This window comes from Pseudomonas sp. B1-22 (assembly GCF_050474425.1).
Taxonomy (GTDB): Bacteria; Pseudomonadota; Gammaproteobacteria; order Pseudomonadales; family Pseudomonadaceae; genus Pseudomonas.
On the sequence record NZ_JBCHVH010000006.1, the window covers coordinates 428222 to 447332 of the forward strand.

General features: G+C 61.7%; 9 protein-coding genes and 1 pseudogene. 3 read left to right on the plus strand and 7 right to left on the minus strand.

The features are described 5' to 3' along the window. Position 1: 1 nt before the first annotated feature. The 3 genes from ACQ5BL_RS23955 (at position 2) to ACQ5BL_RS23965 (ending at position 2354) form a co-directional block, all read left to right on the plus strand. Positions 2-820: a zinc-dependent peptidase gene (locus ACQ5BL_RS23955; RefSeq protein ID WP_243805242.1), complete on the plus strand. Its 819-nt coding sequence runs from the start codon at positions 2-4 to the stop codon at positions 818-820. Positions 821-900: 80 nt separating this feature from the next. Beyond that, positions 901-1431 (plus strand): inorganic diphosphatase, encoded by a 531-nt coding sequence (gene ppa, locus ACQ5BL_RS23960; RefSeq protein ID WP_243805241.1) that lies wholly within the window; start codon positions 901-903, stop codon positions 1429-1431. Between the two features lie 296 nt (positions 1432-1727). Beyond that, positions 1728-2354, plus strand: a complete 627-nt coding sequence (locus ACQ5BL_RS23965; protein WP_243805240.1) for an START domain-containing protein — start codon at positions 1728-1730, stop codon at positions 2352-2354. A gap of 1028 nt (positions 2355-3382) precedes the next feature. On the opposite strand, the gene ACQ5BL_RS23970 is transcribed toward ACQ5BL_RS23965, so the two are convergent. The 7 genes and pseudogenes from ACQ5BL_RS23970 to ACQ5BL_RS24000 all read right to left on the minus strand — a co-directional run bounded on the left by ACQ5BL_RS23970 (position 3383) and on the right by ACQ5BL_RS24000 (position 19026). Further along, positions 3383-3829 carry a hypothetical protein gene (locus ACQ5BL_RS23970; protein ID WP_243805239.1) on the minus strand — a complete coding sequence of 149 codons (447 nt, stop codon included), beginning with the start codon at positions 3827-3829 and terminating at the stop codon, positions 3383-3385. Positions 3830-3989: 160 nt separating this feature from the next. Next, positions 3990-4109 (minus strand): annotated as a pseudogene (locus ACQ5BL_RS23975) (transposase); the annotation flags it as partial. 198 nt (positions 4110-4307) lie between these two features. Further along, positions 4308-4580 carry a DUF6966 domain-containing protein gene (locus tag ACQ5BL_RS23980; RefSeq protein ID WP_243805238.1) on the minus strand — a complete coding sequence of 91 codons (273 nt, stop codon included), beginning with the start codon at positions 4578-4580 and terminating at the stop codon, positions 4308-4310. A gap of 449 nt (positions 4581-5029) precedes the next feature. Continuing rightward, a complete protein-coding gene (locus ACQ5BL_RS23985) occupies positions 5030-5302 on the minus strand; it encodes a YrhB domain-containing protein (protein ID WP_243805237.1) in 273 nt (90 codons plus the stop codon). Beyond that, positions 5302-5688, minus strand: a complete 387-nt coding sequence (locus ACQ5BL_RS23990; RefSeq protein ID WP_347881012.1) for a toxin glutamine deamidase domain-containing protein — start codon at positions 5686-5688, stop codon at positions 5302-5304. Before ACQ5BL_RS23990 ends, ACQ5BL_RS23985 begins: the two co-directional genes overlap by 1 nt. A gap of 49 nt (positions 5689-5737) precedes the next feature. After that, positions 5738-6250, minus strand: a complete 513-nt coding sequence (locus ACQ5BL_RS23995) for a hypothetical protein (RefSeq protein ID WP_243805236.1) — start codon at positions 6248-6250, stop codon at positions 5738-5740. Next, complete coding sequence (locus ACQ5BL_RS24000; protein WP_430293300.1) at positions 6250-19026, minus strand: filamentous hemagglutinin N-terminal domain-containing protein; 12777 nt, start codon at positions 19024-19026, stop codon at positions 6250-6252. Before ACQ5BL_RS24000 ends, ACQ5BL_RS23995 begins: the two co-directional genes overlap by 1 nt. Positions 19027-19111 lie beyond the last annotated feature (85 nt).

Genomic DNA, 19111 nt, shown 5'->3' on the forward strand with positions numbered 1-19111 from the left:
CATGTGGTCCTTCAGCGACTGGCGCCGCCGGCGCTTCCTCGCCCGCCATCCGCTCGACGCGCAGCTGTGGGCGCAGGTACGCCGGCACCTGCCGATCCTCGACGGCCTGAACGATGACGAACTGCGCCTGCTCGGCGAGCGGGCGCTGCTGTTCCTGCGCGACAAGCACCTCTCCGCCCTGCCCGGCGTCGAACTGGACGACTTCCGTCGCCTGCTGCTCGCCACCCAGGCGCAACTGCCGCTGCTGCACCTGCCGGAGCTGAACTGGTACCAGGGCTTCCACGAACTGGTGCTCTACCCCGACGACTTCGTCAGCCCGCAGAAGCACCGCGACCCGGCGGGCGTCATCCACGAGTTCGACGACGAGCGCGCCGGCGAAACCTCGCTGCAAGGCCCGGTGATCCTCGCCTGGCCCGGCGTGGAAAGCGGCGGCGGATGGGACGCCTACAACCTGGTGATCCACGAACTGGCGCACAAGCTGGACATGCTCAACGGCGACGCCAACGGCCTGCCGCCGCTGCACCGCGACATGCGCGTCGCCGACTGGGCCTCCGCGATGCAGAGCGCCTACGACGACATGAACCGTCACCTCGACCGCGACCCGCAGGCGCACACCGCCATCGACCCTTACGCGGCCGAAAACCCGGCGGAGTTCTTCGCCGTCACCAGCGAGTACTTCTTCACCGCCCCGGACCTCCTTCAGGAGGCCTATCCCAAAGTCTATGAACAGCTTTCGCTGTTCTACCGGCAAGATCCGCTTTCGCGCCTGAAGCAGCTTCAGCGCGAACACCCCGAATATCAGGAAACTCAGGCGCACTAGGCGATGTCTGTGGCTTGGACACGGCAATCTGCCTATAATCCGCCGCACTTTTTCGGCCCGACCATTATCTGGAGTCGTCCATGAGCTACAGCAGCATCCCGGCTGGCAAAGACCTGCCGAACGACATTTACGTCGCCATCGAGATCCCGGCCAACCACGCGCCGATCAAGTACGAAATCGACAAGGACACCGACTGCCTGTTCGTCGACCGTTTCATGGCCACCCCGATGTTCTACCCGGCCAACTACGGCTACATCCCGAACACCCTGGCCGACGACGGTGACCCCCTGGACGTGCTGGTCGTGACCCCCTACCCGGTCGCTCCGGGCTCCGTGATCCGCGCCCGTCCGGTCGGCGTGCTGAACATGAGCGACGAAGCCGGCGGCGACGCCAAGCTGATCGCCGTACCGCACGACAAGCTGACCGTGCTGTACAAGGACGTGAAGGAATACACCGACCTGCCGGCCCTGCTGCTGGAGCAGATCAAGCACTTCTTCGAGAACTACAAGGATCTCGAAAAGGGCAAGTGGGTGAAGGTCGAGGGCTGGGGCGACGCCGACCAGGCTCGCGACTACATCACCAAAGCCGTCGCCGCCTATCAGGCCAAGTGATGGTCGCGCGGACCATCCGCGCAGAAAGAAGCCCCGCCAATGCGGGGCTTTTTCATGACCGGGATTAGGCTTTTCGTTCCGACTTTGCTACCATCTGCGCCCCGCACGCAGCTCACTGCGTTGCCACAGAATCAAGGCGGTCTGCCGTACCAGAAGTAAGGTTGGACCACCCCCTGAAAGCCGGCCACAAGCCGGCTTTTTTAATGCCTGCGAAAAGCCCCACCACCGCTCGCCGGCCATTGCGCCCGTGTCACCCCATGCGCCTAAGATCGGTCTATCTCCTGGGGAACGCCGCCATGAAACGCCTCTCGCTGCTCATCGCCCTGCTGCTGACCGCCCCGGCCATCGTCCAGGCCCAGGCGGAGCACTGGCAACTGGCGAAGGAAGAGAATGGCATCCGTGTCTACCTGAGCGACGTGCCAGGTTCGCAGTACAAGAGCTTCCGCGGCGTGACACTGGTGAAGTCCGACGTCGCCACCCTTGGGCACTTGCAGGAGAACCTGCGCGTTTCCTGCGCCTGGCTCTATGCCTGCGCACAGATGCGCCTGCTCAAGTACAGCGACGAAGCCATCTGGGTCTACCTCGACACCAAACTCCCCTGGCCCGCCGCGCCCCGTGACCTGGTGCTGCAAGTCACCACCGAGGAAACCCCGGACGGCGGCATGATCCGCCATCTCCAGGCGGCGCCGGACTACATTCCGCCGGTGAAAGGCCGCATCCGCGTGCCGGTACTGTCCGGCACCTGGCGGATGGTCCCCAAGGGCCCGAAGCTCACCGAAGTCACCTACCAGATGCGCGCCGAACCTGGCGGCAACGTGCCGTCCTGGCTGGCGAACCAGTTCGTGGTAGATGCCCCGTTCGAGTCATTACGGATGCTGAAGGTGGTGGCGGAGCACCAGGGGATAAGAGATGTTGGGTACTAGAGCAAAGAGCAGAGGGGACAGCTCTATTCCCTGTACTCTAATCCTGACTCACCAGCCCGTTTTAGAGTAGAAAAATAAATCTTTCCCCTTTTCCACTATATTGGAGAAATAAGTCTATCCGCTCTTCAGCTATTTGCTGCGCAGAAGCTTTCGCAAAGATGGGCGTGGGTCTAGATCCATCCTACAACCATTTTTCGCTGAAGAGTCCAGCCAAACCAAGATCTGTTTCAGCGACTCGGTGTCCGTGGGATTCTCCGCGCTACCTAGTATGTATTCGGCTTCGGCTCGGAATTGTTTCTGTGAAAGTAGAACAGGTTGAGCGGTCGAGCTTGCGAAGCACTCACTGACGGCGAGTGGAAATGGATAATACGCTTGAGCTGGATCGTTTTTCGTTAGAGAGAGGGAAAGAGTCTGAAGGGCAGACTGATGCTCAGGGCTTGAATCATCGAAACGCAGATAAGCCTCGTTGCACTTTCTGAATTCCACTACAGCCGCAGCCACAAAGCCTTTTCTGGCCCAAGACTCCAGTAGGGAACAGGTACGATCACGAGTTTCACCACTAACTCCCGTCACACCCAGGGTCAATAGTGCCTGATAAAGAGCAGCGGCCGGATGCCCCTGTTCGGCAGCCCGTTCAAGATTGCTATTGACACTTCTTTTAGCTGCCTCCCAGGCTACTGGGGAAGTTCGTGTAGTGTTGCTGAGAAGTTGTTGCACATGCTCTATGCCCACAAGAGCCTGTTGATAATGCTGCTCGGCTTCGGCGGAGATAGTTCCGGCCAATATCTGACAACTGACACATGCCAAACCCAGCGCGAGTAGCATGATGGTTATTTTGTGCACATGCATAATTTAAAAAGTTGATAGAGATTTAATAAAAAATAAGAAAAAATGGGACAGACGTATTCTTATCATTCCATTCCAACTCCCCAATCAGATCTAGAGCAGAAAAATACCCCCCTTTTAGTGCATGGAATAATGCAGCGAGCAGGAGGATAATTCCCTGCTCTCAAGGTTAAAAAGGCTCGCTAACTTCCTTCTTTCTTGAAGATAAATTTAGCGGAAACCAAATGTTGCTCATCCACCGAAACAGAGCAGTCTCTACCAATCTCAGTTCGACTACTCCCGCCAAGAACTGGGGTGCATTTTAGAAACACCCGCTTACCCTCGTAATCACGCTCAATACCTTTTGTAGTCTCGCTAGCCAGCGCAGACATGAATTTGCGATTCCAAGGGCCAAATTTAATTTCAGGCTCACCGTGCATGAAGAATCCTGAAGTTAGGGCAGAACAAAGCGTCCCTACCATACGCTCACCATCAATGATGTTTGCGTCTTCGTGGCAATATAGCAGACCGGTATCAGAGGCCTCCATTGTGGCGGGGCCTCGGTTTGTCCACGTTTCCGGCTTGAATTGGGCACATCCACCTAGAACAGTTACAGACACAATTGGCAGAAAAACCGAGAGCCTTTTCATAATTCCTTATCCGGTACTGATCCGACTATTGAGTAATCTGTTACATGCTGGGAAATCGACAAAAAAGAGCGACCAAGAAGGGACAGATTTATTTTCTGCACTCTAATCCTGACTCACCAGCCCGTTTTAGAGTAGAAAAATAAATCTGTCCCCTTTTTCCAAGGTCTGAAAGGTAACGTTCATAGTCTTCCCGCTCAACAAAGACCACCTGCCGATTATGGCCTCGCTGCACTATGTGGTGGGGGTAATTTGGCAACATGACACGGCCAATCCTAGGCATTGCTCTCTCCGTACGTCCTTGGCTTCGGAGCAAGACTGCCACGCCTAACTCATCGCAGTCTCCTTCACAGCGGCCGAGATTAGAGTAGGAAAAATAAATCTGTCCCCTTTTCGCATGATATGGAGCGGCCTCGTAGTCCAGCCGGCGCATAGCGCCTGCGCTTTCGCCCGCCCCCGTAGCCCCTTTTGCACTTAAGCTTTACTTTATCCCTTTACAAACCTCATACAGCCGGGTCCGCAGCGAGTCAAACTCATTATTCTCCGCAACAAGAACTTTTCGATCTCTATAGAGAACGACATCATTTAACGACCCCATCCCTCCATACATGGAGATCAATTTCAATGACATCCCGACAGGATCTTCATCAAAACTCAACCTAACACTCTCAAGAGCGACCGCCCAATCATCCACCCCACCCACACCAAGGAGCTCAACCATTCTCTTCAGAATCACACCGACATCATTTTGCATAATCATTTCAATGGACTCGAATTTATCACTTCAACCCCATCAATCATCCAGGGCTTCTGAATTACTATTTGTTGCGTTCCACCAGTATAGAAGCCTCCCTGAGCTCCTACCTCACCTACATACACTTTCGTTCCTGCAGGTATCTTTACTTCAAAAGTCGTATCTAGCGGAGACTTCGCTCCACCTGGCCACTCAGGTAGTACAGCCTTATCGATTCGGGTTTGTATAACTCCCAATGGCGGCTCGCTACTAAAAAATTGCCCAAGCGGCTTATCGGCAGTCCCTGCACGATAAAGCACCGTGTCTTTCTCAAGAGTAACAACAGAGTATCGGCCGCCAGAGAAAGTTTCAGCTATATTATCGGCCAATGGCCCAGGCTTAACTGCTGAATAGGTGCCCTCAACTCGTCCAAGAGTTGATAGCCCGCCTATCTCTTTTGCACTATTGGATTACGCCAACTTTCCTTTAGCGTAATCATCAAGGTACTCCTTCAGTGGCTTCGCGGTCCCGAGAACATGCAACTCCCCGCTCTGTTTATCAATCAGAAATGGACCATTTCCGGCTAACTGGGCCGATGGATTACCAGTATCCAAATATTCTTCGGAGTCAAAGCAAAAAAACCACCCTTCTGAAAACTCACCCTCTTGAGTTATTCGCAAAGGTATTTCTGAGTCGCTCAGATACTCCTTAGCCCGCGCCAACGCATATTCATAGGTAACCATCAATTAGTCCTCAACAGTTGCAACGTCTTGAAATCACTCAGATTCGCAGGCTTGCCTGTCTGCCCATCGAGGTAACGAACAACACCGTTCTGGTTTACCACGTTAAACACGTGACCTGGCTGTCCCGGACCATAAGAGCCAAAGACGATACCGCGTGCACCATCACCTGCGCTGGTCATTTGCTGACTAATACTCTCGGGCGCCGATACGCTGCCAAATTTAGCTCCAAACTGTTTTTCCAATACAGTCAACGGAACCCCTTTGGTGGAGCTAATCGGCAAAGCTGATGCAGGGTTCCCTGCCAAAGTGGCGTCCGTAGCAATCGAACAGTTAACGCAGTTGTGAGTACGACCAGCTTCTGGATATCCAGGATTGACATTCCGAATCGAACCGGCCGTTTCGTCGAGTGCGCCAGTCGCTTTTGCAGCACCGGGGTTAAATCAGGCCAAACCCTCGCAATTGCTCCTGGCTTGCAAACGCCAAACCACCTACCTCAACCCTAGATCCATCTGAATACTGCGAGCACCCACACACATCACACTGGTAAGCCAGAAGACCATTATTTCTACCTATGAATGCACGCATCCATTCATTTCCGCACCTAGGGCACTCCTTATTAACCTCTATAGTTATCAAAGCTTCCAGTGTGTCCCGTAGAAAGCGCGCAACAGACTCCGTTTCATTTGGTTTATAGCTAAGAATGGCTTTCTTGACATGATCGATGTCGCCATGCTTGAGCGATGAATAATCTACAGGCATTGAGCTTTCATCGATCTCTACAAAGCTACTAAGCCCATAAGCAGAGAATGGCTCGGATTCACTCAAATTAATATTGGTTCTTATCCAGAAAAGAATCGCGCTAAGCAAGTCTCTCAATGAGGACTGCTCATTTAATTGCACGACCGCCAGCTGCAGCTCTCTCCAAATACTCACAGGTATAGATTTCATCAGTTCGGCGCCTTGACTGGGAATGCCGTTATCAGGTTTCCAGCCCTATCAGTAAACACCTTTATGACTGAGGTGGGAACACCACCATCTTTCAAGGTAGAGGTGCCAATCACCCTCCCCACATCGACAGTTCTTACAAACTGCCCATCCGGCATGGCAGTGACTGGTGATTTAACTACGGAGCTACTCTGCAAAATACCTTTCAATTCACTTGGACTGACTGTAAATACAGAGCGCGAGTTTGACACTTCTACATCAAAATGTCCTTTCAGAACATGGTCAAAACCTGCGGACACCGGATTGCCGTTGTCTCGCAGTGGAGTAGTTGCAGTGCGGCCATCGGCAATATTTATACGAGACTGCACCCGTCCCGGTATCTGAGCAGCCGCCTCACTTGCCCCTTTTGCAACCAGCTTATTAAAGCTACTGCCACTACCACCAATCAAGCCACCAGCTGCCGACTGAGCCAATGCCATCTTGAGCAGTTCAGTCGTACCGCCTGTCTGAGCAAGATACTCGGAGGTGGCTGTATCCATCGCCATGCGGTTCGACTGAATATAGTTAGTCGAGATGACGGCTTCCAACCCTACCGTTTGGGCCTTGTGCAGACTCAGCGCCAGCTCGACGTTCTGCGGGTCTTCCGCCATCAGACGGGCCGCGATCTTTCCGCACGCAGCCAAGTCGCTCTGGCAAAGGGAGGGGAATGCGTTGTTGCGTTGTTGATCCAGCTCTGCATAAGACAGGCCAATACGATCTTTACAGTCCGTATCCTTTCCACATCCCTGGATTTTTCTGGCCATCTCATCCAGTTCTTCGTGGAAGAGATAGTTGTACTGCGTTGAGTTCTTGGCGGCCCAAACCCCGGTTTCAAGCTGGTCAGTGCTGGCGTTCTGGATGACAGCCGCCGTGGCGACCAGCCCGACCAACTGGGAGCTGGTCGTCAGCAGTTGCTCTCGTTGGTCCGGGCTCAGCTTTTTGAAGGTGCCATCGAGGCTCGCAACCATCGCCTCGTTGGCGCCAGCAGCCACCGCGCCTGTGGCGAAGTCTCCACCGCTGACGACCGAGGCCAGGCCACCCATCAATGCATGCATGGCCACCATTGGAGCGCTTCCAGGGGCATAACCATTGATGGCCCCAATGTCACCCACCTGATTGAAACCAGCCGCTGCGAAGGTGTTGTAGAGGCTGTTCTTCAACGCATCACCAAAGCTACCGCCTTGGTCCAACGCTTGGCTCAACGCTGTGCTGGTGAAGTTCTGCATGCCCTGGCTGGCAGCGAAACTACCAACGCCACCCCAACTGCTCAGATCGGCAACTGTCTTACCTCCCACGATCTTTGTATGTGTATCTGCCCCACTCAAGCTGTTGAAGTACTCCGCCGTCAGCCCGCCTGTCAGGCTGGCAATCGCCATCTGCTTAAGGTTGTCGCTGCTGAAGCTGTCGCTGAGTACCTTGCCCAAGTCGCCCTTGTTGTTGATCAGGCTGACGCCAGCCGTTCCTGCGAGGCTGCCAGCAGCCCCCACACCGGCGCCCATGGCAAAGGTTCCCCCCGCCACTCCCGCGCCACTGAGCGCCCCCGCCGCCGCCATCCCGCCAATCGCCGCCGCCGCAATGGCCACGGCCAGTTGCGTGGCCGGGCCCATGCCGGACTGGCTGTAGCTGTAGGAATCATGGAATTCCTTCACCGCCCGCCAATCCACATCCCCACGGGCCTCGGCATCCTTCAGCCACGCCAGGTTCGGGTCGGCCTTGACCATCGCGTCGATGGCCTGGCTGACCGACTGCTGGTCGATCTGCTTGTAATCGATCTTCAGCCCGTCCACGGCCTTGATCGCCAGGTTGCCCTGGGCGATCAGTTCGCTCTGGCGCAGGCTTTCGTCCGTTTTTCCCTTGCCGCTGGAGCTGCTCCAGGACAGGTCGCTGTTTTCCTTGCTGTGCGCCTCCTGGTGCAGGTCCTTGACCGCTTCAAAGGTCACCGCCCCGCCGCTGACGATGGCGATGTCATTGCCGCTGTCGAGCTTGGCGGCCTGGTATTTCTGGTCGCCGCCGCTGAGCAGGGTGATGTCGCCGCCAGCGCTGATTTCACTGCTCACCGCTTTGACGTCGGTGACTTCGTCGTGGCGGGTCTGCTTGCTGCCCCAGGAGCCTTTGTCCTTCTTGTCGTAGAGGCTGTAGTCGCTGTCGTTGGCGGCGAGGACTTTGATCTTGTCGCCGGCCACCAGGTAGGCTTCGTTGCCGGCGCCGATCTTGCTGCTGATCAGGGTGAGGTCCTGGCCTGCGCTGATCAGCACATCGCGGCCAGCGCTCAGTTCGGTGCCGCGCTGGGTGACGTGGTCTTCCTGGGCGGTGACTTTCTTGCTCTTGTCGTAGCTGTGCTGCTCGTCGGCGGCGGAGGCCAGGGTGACGTCGCGGCCGGCGCTCAGGCCGGCGTCGCGGCCGACTTCGATGCGGCTGCCGACGACGCTGATGTCGCGCCCGGCTTCGACGGTGAAGTCGCGGCCGACGCTGATGTCGCTGCCCAACTGGGTGGTGCTCTGATTGAAGTTGCGGCCGCTGGTGCGGCTGTTTTCCAGCTCGACGCTGTGCAGGTTGATGTCGCGCCCGGCCTGCATCGAAAGGTCGCTGCCGCTGCTGATCGCGCCGCCAAGGTTGTTGATGTCGCGGCCGGCGCTGATCTCCAGTTTGCCGGCGGCTTCGATACGCGCGGTGCTGTCGGCGAAGCTCTGGGTCCAGGTGCGGTTGCCGATGCCGCCTTCGTGCACGGTGACGCTGCGCTGGTTGATCACGTCGCCGGTGAGGGAGGTGAGGCTGACGTCGCGGCCGCTGATTATGCCGCCCTGGTGGTTGCTGAGGTTGTTCAGGGCGAGCAGGTCGAGGCGTCCGCTGGCTTCGATCAGACCCGTGTTGTCGAGGTTGGCGGCGCTGGCGGACAGGTTGCCGCTGGCGCGCAGGGTGCCTTGGTTGACCAGGTTGCCGCCGCTGATGAGGGACACGTCGTTGCCCATGATCAGCGCGCCGTTGGGGGCGAGGCGGTTGTTGGCCTGGGCCAGGTAGAGCACCGGGACCAGGACCTTTTCGCCATTCACCTCGGCCTCTTCGAGCCAGACGAGGTCATGGGTCAGCGCGGCGACCTGTTCCGCGGTGAGGGCGACGCCCAGGCTGAGGTGGACCTTGTCCTTGTAGGCGATGGCGTTGTCCATCAGGTACTTGAACAGGTTTTCGTCATCGGTGATGCCGTTGATGTAGCGCTGGCCGGTGCGGGCGACCACGGCGTCGCGGATCAGGCGCTGTTCGTAGAGGCCATCGCCCAGACGCTTCTGGGATTTGTCCGGGTCGTAGCCAAGCAGGCCCAGCAGGTAGTCGGAGCTCAGGAAGCTCTTGAGGCTGGTGAGCTCGGGGTTGGTTTCGATGAGGTATTTGTGGCGGTTGTCCGGGCGCGCGGTGCTGGGCACACCCTGGACCTGGGCGACGCTCAGGGAGGCGCCGGCCGCTGCACCCTGGGCAATGGCGCCGTTGCTCAGTTGCACGGTGTCGGCGGTGCCGGTGGTACCGCTGATGCGCTGGACGTCGCCGCTCATGCCGGTGCCGCCGCTGCGCGGGATGTCGCCGCTCGTGCCGCTGGCGTCGCTGCGCTGGATCTCGCCGGTCATGCCGGTGGCGCCGCGCTGGATATCGCCGGCCAGGCCGATGGCGTCGCTGTCGCGCTGGATGTCACCCGCCTTGCCGGTGGCGCTGTCGAGGGCGCGCTCGCGTTGGGACAGGCTGATGCTTTGGCCGGCAAAGTCGTAGCTGCCACCAGCACTGATGGTCTGGGCGCTGCTTTGGCTGCCTTCCTGGCCGCTCAGGCGGAACAGGCCGTTGCTGCCGGTGGGCAAGGTGAAGCCCGGCAGGGTGATGGGGTTGACCTGTTGCTGGGCGAGGTCGGGCGGCAGTTGGGCATTGAGGGCGACTACCGTGGCGGTATTGCCGCTGACGCCGGTCTCGCCCACGCGGGAGGCGCCGGCCGATTGCGAAATGCCTTCGCGGATGACGCTGTTGGTGAGGTCCTGGGTGGCGTTGATGGCGACATTGCCGCCGGCCTGGACCACGGCGTTGACGAACGAGCTGCCGGGGCTCTGGACGATCAGTTCGTCAAAGACGGGGGCGTTCTGGACTACTGCCGGAGCATCGACCCGGGCGCCCGGCTGGTAGTGCGGCAACTGGAAGTCGGCGAAGGGCGAAGCGCCGGGGAATTCAACGCGAATGGAGCCGAACTGGCCAAAGCGAGTCGCTTCCCGGCCACCGGCGCGGATGGTGACCAGCTCCAGCGACTCGTCCCAATCCCGGTTCCAGAAGTGGAGGTTCGGACGTGTCATGTCGCCGCTGGGCGAGCGTAGGCCTGAGTCGTAGTCCGGGTCGTTCGCGGCGTTATACGCCATGACCTGGTTCCAGAAGCTCACGGCGGCTGAGAGATCGCCATAAGCGCCCGAGGTACTGTATGGAATCTCGAAGGAGCGCCGCACGGAGTAATCGCCAATGGCGACGCCGCTGTTAGTGAAGCTGTCCAGCCTCATGGCGATGTTGCCGCTGGCGGCGATCGTCGATGCCTGGTTGAGCAGGCTCTGGCCTTCGATGTTCAGATTGCCGCCCGCGCTGATGGCGGCCGAGGGAGAGCTTTCGCCCAGTTCGCCCCGGTAATTCTCGACCCAGACCAGATGGCTGCTGGGAACGCGGGTTTCGCCGATCTGCGGGGCTGCGGTGCAGTCATAACAACGCACGCCGATGGCCGCGGACAGCAGCTCGCCGGCCGTGGTGTTGAGCACGTCGGTGCGGTTCTCCGTCGTGCGGACCCGCAGGCTCATGTCGCCCAGGCTTTCCAGGGTTGCCGAGATGTTTTTCAGCGCGCCGGCCAGAGCGTCCGGGGTGGCTCCGGTGATATCCAGGTCGCCCAGGCTGTAGATGTCGGCGTAGCGGTTGGTGAGCGTGCCGCCTACGCGCAGGGCCATGTCGTCGCCGCTGAAGATCAGCGCGCCGCTCAGTTGGCCGTCATTGGTCAGGTCGCCGGTGTTGATTTGCAGGCGCCCGGTGCTGCCGAGGGTGGCGAAGTTGTTCAGCGCCCCAGTGTTGGCGGTGAGGTCGCCGGTGGCGGTGATGCGGCCGTGGTTGTCGAGCTGGCTGGCGCCGAGGGTGAGGTTCTGCCCACCGGCGATGCTGCCGTTGTTGGCGAGGTCGATGCGGTTGGCGGAGAGGTTGAGCGCGCCCAGGCTGGTGACGCGACCGGCGCCGCTGTAGGTGCCGGTCAGCTGGATGTCGAGGGTGCCGTCGCTGGCCAGCAGGCCATCGTTGTTCCAGTTGCCGCCGCGCCCGGTCAGGGCCTGGCTGGCGAGCAGCTTGCCGCTGGCGGTCTGGGTGAACTGGCCGATGTTGAGGTTGAGCCAGCCAGCCTGCAGGACACTGCTGTTGCTCCAGCTGTCGGCGGTGATATCGAGGTGGCCGGTGGTGATGAAGCTGCCGCCAGCCTGGACGATCTGCCCGGCGTTGACGCCGAACTGCCCCGTGCCAACGTGCAGGAAGGTACCGCCGTCGTTGGCGAGCCCGCCGAGGCTGAGCGCCAGGTCGGTGTTGGCTGTTTCCAGTCGGCCATTGCGGTTGTCGAGGTAGCCGGCGTTCAGGGTGGTGCTACCGCTCTGGCCCAGGGCGCGCAGGCGGCCGCCCCGGTTGTCGATGGCGCCAGCGCTGAGGCTGAAGCTGCCGCTGCTTTCGATCAGGCCGTTCTGGTTGAGCAGGCTGTTGCCCAGGCTGAAGTCGAGGGTATGCGCGCCGACTTGGCCGCCCTGGTTGAGCAGGGTATCGCCACGGACACTGAGCAGGTTGCCGGCATAGAGGCCACCCCCCTGGTTGTCGACGGTGGTGGTGGTGATGCGGTTGTCGCCCGTCACGGCGGAGAGGTGACCGCCTCGGTTGTCGAGGCCGCCATTGGCGGTGATGTCGAGTTGCTGCGCCTGAGTGATGCCGGCGTTGTTGTTGAAGGAACCGGTGAGCAGGCGTAGCAGGCCGGTAGCGCTGTAGAGGATGCCGCCGGCGCTGTTGTCGAGGCTGTCGCTTTGCAGCAGGAGCTGGCCTGCGCGGCTCTGGATGCGCCCTTGCTGGCTGTTGTCGAGCAGGCCGGAGAGTTGCAACTGGGCATCGCGCTGGCTATTGAGCGTGCCGCCTTGATTGCGCAGTTGGCCGGCCTGGAGGGCAATCGCGCCGCTGGCGCTGTGCAGCAGGCCGTCGGCGCTATTGTCGAGCGTGCCGGTGCCCAGGTTCAGGGTCAGGTCCTGCTGGCTGGCGAGGGTGCCGCGCTGGCTGTTGTCCAGGGACCCGGCGGTCAGCTCCAGGCGTTGCTGGCTGGCCAGTTGGCCGCCCCGGTTGTTCAGGCTGGCAGCGCGCAGCAATAGTTCACCGCCGCTGGCGAGGCGTGCGTTGTTGGCGTTGATCAGGGCGCCGCTGAGGGTGCCGTGCAGGGCGCCCTGGCTGAGCAGCAGGCCGCCACTGTTGTCGAGGCTGCGGGCGGTAAGGTCGAGACTACCGGCGCTGATCTGCCCGCCCTGGTTGAGGATGTCAGTCTGGGCCAGGTTCAGCGCCAGGTGCTGCTGGGCGTTGATCAAGCCGCCGGTGCTGTTGTCCAGCATGCCGGCGATGGCCAGGTCGAGGTTCTGCTGGCCGGAGAGGATGCCGCCCCGGTTGTCGAGGTTGGCCGCGCGGATGTGCTGATCGCCCAGGCTGACCAGGGCGCCTTCGCCGTGGTTGTCGAGCTTGCCGCTCAGGGTGAGTTCCAGGCTGCCCTGCTTGCTGGAAAGGGTGCCGCTGGCGCTATTGTCGAGGTCGGCGGCATTGATGAGCAGGCCTTGCCAGCCGGAGAGCAGGGCCTGGTTGGCGTTGCGCAGGGCGCCTGTGGTCAATTGCAACTGGCCGGCGCTGATGATCCGGCCGGCATCGCCGTTGTCGAGGCTGGCGGCGCTCAGCTGGAAGCTGTTCTGGCTGGAGATTTCGCCGCCCCGGTTATCCAGGTGGCGCAGGTTATCGATGCGCAGCAGGCCGCCGACGCTGAGGACGGCGTTGCGGTTGTCGAAGTCGCTGCCGGCCATGTCGAGCGTCAAGTCGCCACCGGTGATCAACCGGCCCTGCTGCTGGATCAATTGCTGCACGCGCAGTTGCAGTTCGCCGCCAGAAGAGAGTTCACCGCCCTGGCTGTTGTCCACACGGCTGGCGGAGAGTTCCAGCCGACCCTGGGTGGTGATGAGTCCGGCGCGGTTGTCGAGGGTCAGGGCCTCCAGGCTCTGGCCTTGCTGGCCGCTGAGGATGCCGTTGCGGTTATCCAGGTCGCCGGCCGTAGCATTGAGCTGGCCCTGGGCGATGATGCGGCCGCCCTGGTTATCGGTGGCGTGGGTAGCGAGTCTGAGTTCCTGGCCTGCGGAGAGGCTGCCGGCCTGGTTGTTCAGGCTGGCGCTGGTGACGCTGAGCGAGCTGCCCGCCGCCAGGGCGCCGTCAGCGTGGTTGTCCAAAGCGCCATCGAGGCTGGCCTGGATTGCCCCCTGGCTGGCGAGGGTGCCGCCCTGGCTGTTGTTCAGGTCGTGTGCGTTCAGCTGAAGCTGATTGCGGCCAAAGAGGACGCCGGCCTGGCTGTTGTCGACTGTACTCTGGGCCCGCAGGGTAAGCACATCGCTGGAGAGGATGCGGCCGCCCTGGTTGTTCAAGTCGGCCAGGGCAAGCAGGACGCTCTGCTGGCTGGAGAGTTCGCCGCCGTTGCTGTTATTCAACTGCGCCAGGTTGCGCAGCAGCAGCGCCCTCGGCGTGGCGAGCAGGCCACCGGCGCTGTTGTCGAGATTGCCGCCGGCAAAGTCGAGATCGATGCCGCTGCTGCCGATCAGTCGTCCTGCGCCATGCTGATCCAGCGCCTTGACCTGTCCGCTCACGCGGCCGGCCACCTCGATGCGCCCCTGGCCGCTGTTGTCCACGCGCGCCTGGACGAGCAGCAGATCGGCGCCGCCGAGGATGCGACCGGACTGGCTGTTGAGGAGGTTCGTGCCGCGCAGGCCGAGTGCGCCCTTGGCGCTGATCACGCCGCCCTGGCGGTTGTCGAGCGTCTGCGCGTTGACGTTCAGCGTGCTGTCGGTCAGCAGTTTGCCGCCCTGGTTGTTGAGGATGCTGCTGGTGACGGCCACGGCGCCGCCGCTGGAGAGCACGCCGGACCGGTTGTCCACCTGGGCCGCGTTGACGTTCAGGGCTCCCTCGCTGATCAGTTGGCCGCCGGCCTGGTTATCCAGCGTCCCGGACAGCTCCAGGTGAATGTCGCGCTGGCTGCTAAGCAGGCCCTGGCGGTTGTTCAGGTTGCCGCCGCGCAGGGTCACGCCGCCCTGCCCGATCAGGTCGCCCGCCTGGTTGGCCAGGTTGTCGCTGCGCAGTTGCAACAGGTCATCGCTGGCGATGCGGCCGGCGCTGTTGTCGAGCTGGCCGGCGTCGATGCTCACGCGGGTGCGGCTGCTGATCTCGCCGCCCTGGTTGAGCAGTTCGGCCGCCTGCAGTTCGATGCCCTGCAGGGCGCCGATCCAACCGTCCTGGCGGTTGTCGATGGAATGAGCAGTGAGGTTCAGCGCGCCTTCGCTGAGCAGCTTGCCGCCCTGGTTGTTCAGGGCGGTCAAGTGCAGGGCGAAGCCCTGTTGGCTGGAGACTTCACCGCCGACGCTGTTGTTCAGCTGCGCCAGGTTGCGCAGCAGCAGCGCACCGGGCGTGGCGAGCAGGCCAGCGACACTGTTGTCGAGGCTGCCACCGGCGAAGTCGAGGTCGATGCCGCCGTTGCTGACCAGTTGCCCGGCGCTGTGCTGGTCCAGGGTCTGGATCTGTCCGGTCACGCGCCCCACCGCTTCGATGCGGCCGTGGTCGCTGTTATCCACACGGGTCTGAGCGAGTAATAGATTGGCACCGCCAAGGATGCGCCCGGACTGGCTGTTGAGCAGGGTTGCGCCGCGCAGGTTGAGTGCGCCCTTGGCGCTGATCACGCCGCCCTGGCGGTTGTCGAGGCTTTGTGCGGCGACGTTCAGTGCGGCGTCGCTGAGCAGCTTGCCACCCTGGTTGTTCAGGGTCGCCGATTGCAGGGCCAGGTTGCCCTGGCTGGACACCTCTCCTCCGGCGCTGTTGCTCAGCTGCACCAGGTTGCGCAGTTGCAGGGTGCCCGCGCTGGCGAGCAGGCCACCGGCGCTGTTGTCGAGTGAGCCACCGGCGAAGTCGAGGTCGATGCCGCCGTTGCTGACCAGTTGCCCGGCGCTGTGCTGGTCCAAGGTCTGGATCTGCCCGCTGACGCGCCCTACCGCTTCGATGCGGCCTTTGTCGCTGTTGTCCACGCGGGTATGGGCGAGCAACAGGTCGGCGCCGCCGAGGATGCGCCCGGACTGGCTGTTGAGCAGCGCCGCGCCGCGCAGGGTGAGTGAGCCCTTGGCGCTGATCACGCCACTCTGGCGGTTATCGATAGTCTGCGCGGTCAGGTTCAGCGCGCCGTCGCTGAGCAGCTTGCCGCCCTGGTTGTTCAGCCCGGAAAGGCTCAGGGCGAAGCCCTGTTGGCTGGAAACTTCGCCACCGGCGCTGTTGTTCAATTGCGTCAGGTTGCGCAGCAGCAGGGCGCCCGGCGTGGCGAGCAGGCCACCGGTACTGTTGTCGAGTGAGCCACCGGCGAAGTCGAGGTCGATGCCGCCATTGCTGACCAATTGGCCGGCACCGTGCTGATCCAGGGTCTTAACCTGGCCAGCGACACGCCCCACCGCTTCGATGCGGCCTTTGCCGCTGTTGTCCACGCGGGTGTGGGCCAGTTGAAGATCGGCACCGGCCAGGATGCGCCCTGACTGGCTGTTGAGCAGACTTTCGCCGCGCAGGTCGAGCGCGCCCTTGGCGCTGATCACGCCGCCCTGGCGGTTATCGAGGGTCTGTGCGGTCAGGTTCAGGGCGCCGTCGCCCAGCAACTTGCCGCCCCGGTTGTCCAGGGTCGCCAGGTGCAGGGCGAAGCGCTGTTGGCTGGACACCTCACCGCCGGCGCTGTTGTTCAGTTGCGCCAGGTTGCGCAGCAGCAGTTGACCAGGGGTGGCGAGCAGGCCGCCGACGCTGTTGTCGAGGCTGCCACCGGCGAAGTCGAGGTCGATGCCGCCGTTGCTGACCAACTGCCCGGCGCCGTGCTGATCCAGGGTCTGGACCTGCCCGGTCACGCGCCCCGCCGCTTCGATGCGGCCTTTGTCGCTGTTGTCCACGCGGGTGTGGGCAAGCAGCAGGTCGGCACCGCCAAGGATGCGCCCGGACTGGCTGTTGAGCAGCGTGGTGCCGCGCAGGCTGATCGTTCCCTTGGCGCTGAGTACGCCGCCCTGGCGGTTGTCCAGGGTGGGCGCAGTAACCATCAGCGTGCGGTCGGTGACCAGTTGACCGCCCTGGTTGTTCAGCGTGGTGCTGGTGACCTTCACCGGACCGCCGCTGGAGAGTAAGCCGACGCGGTTGTCGATCTGGGTGGCACTAAGGCTCAGGGCGCCTTCACTGAGCAGCTGACCGCCGGACTGGTTGTTCAGCGAATCGGTGAGGGCCAGGTTGAGGTCGCGCTGGCTGCTCAGCTTGCCGCCCTGGCTGTTGTCCAGAGTACGACTGGTGACGCTCAAGCCCCCCTGCCCCACCAGGCTGCCCGCGCGGTTGACCAGGTTGTCGCCCTGCCACTGAAGTTGGCCGTCGCTGACGATACGGCCGGCGCTGTTGTCGACGCTGGCGATACGCAGGTTCGAAACGCCGCGACTGGAGATTTCGCCGCCCTGGTTGAACAGCGCGTCGGCTTGCAGCTCGATGCCCTGCATGGCGCCGATCCAGCCACCCTGGTGGTTGTCGATCTGTTGGGCCGATACCTGCAGGTACGCCTCGCTGAGCAACTCGCCGCCGTTTTGGGTCAGGCTGCCGACCTGGGCATTGAGGTCGCCCTTGGCAGCGATCTGCCCGCCCGCCGCGTTGGCGACGGTGCGCGCATGCAGTCGCAGGGCGCCGTCGCTCTGGATCGCCCCGGCGTTGTTCAGGCTGTCGAGCGTGAGCTGTGCCCCCTGGCCCGCGCTGACCAGGCCCTGGTCGCGGTTGTCCAGGCCGCTGCCGGTGAGGTTCAGGTGGGTTGCGCTGACGACGCTGCCGGCTCGATTGTCGAGCTGGTCTGCATTGAGGCTCAGCGCGCCCTGGCTGGAGACCCGGCCTCCCCGGTTGCTCATCTGCCCGGCGTTCAGACGTTGATCGCCAGCACTGACCAGGGTGCCGTTCCGGCTGTTGTCCAGCGTGCCGCTGATGTCCGCCACCAGGGCGCCACGGCTACTGAGCGTGCCTCCCTGGTTATTGAGGCTGCCCAGTTGCAGGCTCAGGGTCTGCTCGGCGCTGAAAAGGCCGAAGCGGTTGTCCAATGAGCCGCCGCGGACCTGGATGGACTGCGCGCCGACCTGGCCATTGACGTTGCTCAGCTGTTGAGCGGAGAGGCTCAGGGCATTGCCAGCCAGCACACGGCCCTGGTTGTTCAGGGTGGTGGCGCCCAGCGTGGTGTTCGCCCCACGCAGGCTGCCGCCCTGGTTATCGAGAGTGCCGCTGGCATTGACATCGAGGCTGCGGCTGGCAACCACGCTGCCGCTGTTGCGCACGTTCTGCGCGTTGATCGCCACGTCGCCCTGGGCATTGCGGCTGTTGTCCGGATTGATCCCGGCCTCGACGATGCCGCTGTTGCTGACCTGCGCGCCATGCAACTGGATACGTGAGCCCGCCGCCAGTTGCCCCTGGTTATTCAGTGCGCCGTTGGCCTGCAGTTCGACGTTGCCCGCCGCATAGGCCGGCGCGTTCACGCTGATGTCCTGCGCCTTAGCCCGTAGGCTACCGGCCGTGCTGGTCTGCGCCAGGCTCAGCTGGCCATTGGCATCGATCCGGATATCGCCGGCACTGGCGGCCATGTTGCCGGCCAGCTTTACGCCCACGCCCTGCTCGGTGCCCACCAGGCGGATCGCCCCGGCGTACATGCCGCCCAGCGCGGAGCTGTCGATGGCCAGTTGCGGCTTGGCGCTGCCGTTGTCGGGCTTGGCGGTGGCGGCCAGGGTTTCGGCGTCTACCTGGTTACGACCGGTGACGACGTCCAGTTGGTTGGCGTACAGGTCGGCGTTGAGCTTGGCGCTGCGGGTGATCAACTCGAAGCGGTCGAGGTTGGAAGCATTGAGCCCGGCGCCTTCGATGGCGATGTCGCCACCGTCGACGTCGTAACCTTGCAGGCGCCCGCCATTGAGAATCGGTTTGCCGGTAGTGAGGGTGGCGCGCGGCGTATTGATGAAGCCGCAGCCGTTGCAGGTGATGCCGTTGGGGTTGGCGACTATGACGTGGGCACTCTGCCCCGCTACTTCGGTATAGCCACGTAGCTGCGAGGGGTTGGCCCCGTTGACTTCGTTGAGAATCTTCTGCGCGGCCCCGCCCTTGAGGTTGGGGTTGCCGATGATGATGCCGCCCAACTGGGTGGACTGGGTCTTGCCGGTGGCGTTGTTGAGGATCAGGCCTTTCTGGCCGACGTTATAGTCGCTGAACTTGTTATGGGAGAGACCCGCGCCGTTGGGTGTGGCGATATTCACCACCGGCACGCCGTTGCCCGCCGCGCCGATCTGCGTATTGCCGCCCGCCGCCGCATCCACCGCCAGTTCGGCCGCCGCCGCGACGATAGGATTGAGGATCAGAAGGCCTGACAGGACGCTGGCGATCAGTTTGCAGGCGGGGTGGCGAATGTCCATTTTGCGCGTCTCGTCGCAGAAAACCGGGACGCGAACACTAACGGGCAGTCACAAAGCATCCGAGTCGGCGCCTTCCTGACTGTTT